Below are 3,771 nucleotides of genomic sequence, written 5' to 3'. Positions count from 1 at the left end.
GTCCACCGGCAGCGCCTCCGCGCCGGCCGGCGGCCAGACGTCGAAGGCCTCCGCCTCCACGCCACCACCGACGGCCAGCGCACCGGACGCGTGCTGGACCCACCCGGCCTCCGGATCCCCGTCCGGCCGGGAGTGGATCGTCACCTCGCGCCGGTCCGAGGCGTCCGGGCCGCCGACCCGCACGTGCAGCTGGACGGCGCCGTGCTCGGGCAGCACCAGCGGTGCCGCGAGCGTCAACTCCTCCACCAGCGCGCACCCGACCTCGGCCGCGGCCCGCAGGGTGAGCTCGACCAGCGCCGCGCCCGGCACCAGGACGGTGTCCAGGACCCGGTGGTCGGCCAGCCACGGGTGCGAGTCCAGCGACAGCCGGCCCGTGAGGAGGAACCCGTCCGTGTGGGACAGGTCGACGGCCGCGCCGAGCAGCGGGTGCTCGAAGGCGCCCACGCCGACCGCGCCCAGGTCACCGAGCGGGGTCGTCGCGTCGAGCCAGAACCGGCGGTGCTGGAACGCGTAGGTGGGCAGGTCCACCGTCCTGGCGCCGGTGCCGGCGAAGAGGACGGACCAGTCCACCTCCGCCCCGGCCGCGTGCAGCCGGCCGAGCGCGCCGACCAGGCCCGCCTCCTCGTCGCGGTCCGCGTGCAGGGCGGGCACGACGCACGTGCCGGCGGCCGTCGGGTCGTCCAGGACGCCCTGCACCAGGCCGGACAGGACGGTGTCGGGGCCGAGTTCGAGGTAGCGGCGGACGCCGGCCTCGTGGAGGGTGCGGACGCCGTCGGCGAAGCGGACCGCCTCACGCGCGTGGCGCACCCAGTACTCGGGCTCTGTCAGGCCCTCGGCGAGCGCGCCGGTCAGGTTGGAGACCAGCGGGATCGACGGCGCGTTGTACATCAGCCCGTCGAGGACCTCACGGAAGTCCGCGAGCATCGGGTCCATCAGCGGCGAGTGGAACGCGTGCGAGACCCGAAGCCGCGTCGTCCTGCGCTCGGCGAAGTGCGCCTCGATCGCCGCGACAGCCTCCTCCGCCCCGGACACGACGACCGAGCGCGGCCCGTTGATCGCGGCGATCGACACGAACTCGCCCAGCAACGGCAGGACTTCGTCCTCCGTCGCCTGCACCGCCAGCATCACACCACCCGCCGGCAACGCCTGCATCAGACGGCCACGAGCACTCACCAGAGCGCAGGCATCAGCGAGCGAGAACACCCCCGCCACGTGCGCCGCGGCCACCTCACCGATCGAGTGCCCCGCCACGAACTCCGCCCGGACGCCCAGCGATTCGACCAGCCGGTACAGCGCCACCTCGACGGCGAACAACCCGGCCTGGGCGTGCTCCGTGCGATTCAGCAGCTCCGCATCCGAACCCCACAGCACCTCGCGCAGGGCCGGATCCAGCCCCGCGCACACCTCGTCGAAGGCCCGGGCGAACACCGGGAACCGGGCATACAACTCCCTTCCCATTCCCAGCCGTTGCGAGCCCTGCCCCGAGAACAGGAACGCCGTCGCCCCACCCGCCCGAGCGGACGAGACGGCCGCCCCAGGAGCCACTTCGCCCCGGCTCAGCGCCTCCAGCCCGGCCAACAGCTCCTCACGGTCCGCGCCGAGCAGCACCGCGCGGTGCTCCAGCGCCGGCCGCGTCGCGACCAGCGAGTGGGCGACGTCCAGCGCCTCGAGCTCCGGCCGGGCACCGACGAAGGCCGCGAGCCGCTCGGCCTGCACCCGCAGGGCCTCCGGCGTCGCCGCGGCGATCAGCCACGGCAGCGTGCCCGACTCCCGTCCATCCCCGACGGGTTCGGCCACCGAATCCGGGCCCTGCTCCACGATCACGTGCGCATTGGTCCCACTGATGCCGAAGGCGGACACACCCGCCCGGCGCGGACGGCCGGTCGCCGGCCAGTCGGTGCGCTCGGTGAGCAGCTCGACCGCGCCCTGCGACCACTCGACGTGCGGCGAGGGCCGGTCGATGTGCAGCGACTTCGGCAGCACCCCGTGCTGCATCGCCAGCACCATCTTGATCACGCCGGCCACACCGGCCGCCGCCTGCGCATGCCCGATGTTCGACTTGATCGAGCCCAGCAGCAGCGGGAGTTCACGGTCCTGCCCGTAGGTCGCGAGCAGCGCCTGCGCCTCGATCGGGTCACCCAGCGTCGTCCCCGTCCCGTGGGCCTCGACGGCGTCCACGTCGGCGGCCGACAGCCCGGCGCTCGCCAGGGCCTGGCGGATCACCCGCTGCTGGGAGGGGCCGTTCGGCGCCGAGAAGCCGTTGCTCGCGCCGTCCTGGTTGACGGCCGTGCCGCGGATGACCGCGAGCACCCGGTGCCCGTTCCGCTCCGCGTCGGACAGCCGCTCGACGAGCAGCACGCCGACGCCCTCGGACCAGCCGACGCCGTCCGCCGCACCCGCGAACGCCTTGCAGCGCCCGTCCACCGACAGACCCCGCTGCCGCGAGAACTCGATGAACATGCCCGGCGTCGACATCACCGTCGCGCCACCCGCGAGGGCCAGCGAGCACTCGCCGCTGCGCAGCGCCTGGACGGCCAGGTGCAGGGCGACGAGCGAGGAGGAACAGGCCGTGTCGACGGTCACCGCCGGGCCCTCCAGTCCCAGGGTGTACGACACCCGACCGGACACGACGCTGCCGCCGCTGGTGCCCGAGGGGTTCGTGTTGAGCGCGTAGTCGTGGTACATGACGCCCGCGAAGACGCCCGTCCGGCTGCCGCGCAGGGACAGCGGGTCGATGCCGGCGCCCTCCAGCGCCTCCCACGAGGTCTCCAGCAGGAGCCGCTGCTGCGGGTCCATGTAGAGGGCCTCGCGCGGGGAGATCCCGAAGAAGCCGGGGTCGAAGTCGCCGGCGTCGTGGAGGAAGCTGCCGTGGCGGGTGTAGCTGTGGCCCTCCTTGCCGGGCTCGGGGTCGTAGAGGTGCTCGATGTCCCAGCCGCGGTCGGTCGGCAGTCCGGTGACGGTGTCGACGCCGTCGGCCAGCAGCCGCCACAGTTCCTCGGGCGTGGTCGCGCCGCCGGGGTAGCGGCAGGCCATGCCGACGATCGCGATCGGCTCGTCGGAGGTGTGCGGGCGGACGGAGGGGCCAGTCGTCGGCGTCGCCCGCGTGCCCGCGCCGGCCAGGTCGAGGAGGTGCTCGGCGACGGCCCGCGCGTTGGGGAAGTCGAAGGCGAGCGTGGCCGGCAGGCGCAGGCCGGTGCGCTTGTTGAGGCGGTTGCGCAGGTCGGTCGCGGCGAGGGAGTCGAAGCCGAGCTCCTGGAACGCGCGCTCGGGCGCGATCGCCTCGGCGGAGGCGTGGCCGAGCACGGCGGCCACCTCCGTCCGCACGAGCTCCAGCGCCAGGCGCCGGCCCTCGGCCTCCCCCAGCCCGGCGAGGCGCCCGGCCAGGCCGGCCTCGGCCGCACGCCCGCTCGTGGGCAGTTCGGCGCGCCTGCGCGGCGCGGCGAGGGCGCGCAGGAGCGCGGGGACCTCGTCGGTGCGGGTGCGCAGGGCGGCGACGTCGACCCGGATCGGGACGACGGCGGCGCGCTCGCTGCGCAGACCCGCGGCGAAGAGGGCGAGGCCGGTCGCGTGGTCGAGGACGGGGACACCCTGGGTCGCCATCCGCGCCCGGTCGACGTCCGCGAGGTCGCGGCCGAGGCCGGCGCCGACGTCCCAGAGGCCGTAGGCCATCGAGGTGGCCGGCAGGCCGATGGCGCGGCGGTGGGCGGCGAGGGCGTCGAGGAAGACGTTCGCCGCCGCGTAGTTGCCCTGACCGGCGGTCAGGACCAGGCC

General features: G+C 74.9%; 1 protein-coding gene. It reads right to left on the bottom strand.

The window, feature by feature from the left end; all coding sequences use genetic code 11:
• A partial coding sequence (locus PUR71_RS00300; RefSeq protein WP_329924257.1) for a type I polyketide synthase occupies positions 1 to 3,771 on the bottom strand: 3,771 nt, incomplete at both ends.

The sequence above is a fragment of the Streptomyces sp. SP17BM10 genome (assembly GCF_036322405.1).
Classification (GTDB): Bacteria; Actinomycetota; Actinomycetes; order Streptomycetales; family Streptomycetaceae; genus Kitasatospora.
Note: the sequence above shows the minus strand (reverse complement) of the source record. Positions and strands in the feature narration are given on the sequence as shown.